A 236-nucleotide genomic window follows, 5' to 3' on the forward strand; every position below is an offset into this window, starting at 1 on the left:
CTTGGGTTAATGCTGTTATTTGCGTAGCAACTAGCCGTGAGTTTTCACTCAGTATGGTGAGCTGCCCATTTATCTCGCTCAGCGAGCCTTGCGTTTGCAGTGCCAATTGCCTAACTTCATCTGCCACTACTGCAAAGCCGCGACCATGCTCACCTGCCCTAGCTGATTCTATTGCTGCATTTAGCGCAAGTAAGTTGGTTTGATCTGCAATATTACGTATTACTTCTATAATTTTA

At 44.9% G+C, this 236-nt stretch carries 1 protein-coding gene; it reads right to left on the reverse strand.

Translation table 11 applies throughout. The features are described from left to right. On the reverse strand, positions 1-236 hold a 236-nt coding region (locus AAEY62_RS24820), incomplete at both ends, for a methyl-accepting chemotaxis protein (RefSeq protein ID WP_350637161.1).

The sequence above is a fragment of the Pseudoalteromonas sp. GW168-MNA-CIBAN-0100 genome, from assembly GCF_040309225.1.
Classification (GTDB): domain Bacteria; phylum Pseudomonadota; class Gammaproteobacteria; order Enterobacterales; family Alteromonadaceae; genus Pseudoalteromonas; species Pseudoalteromonas arctica.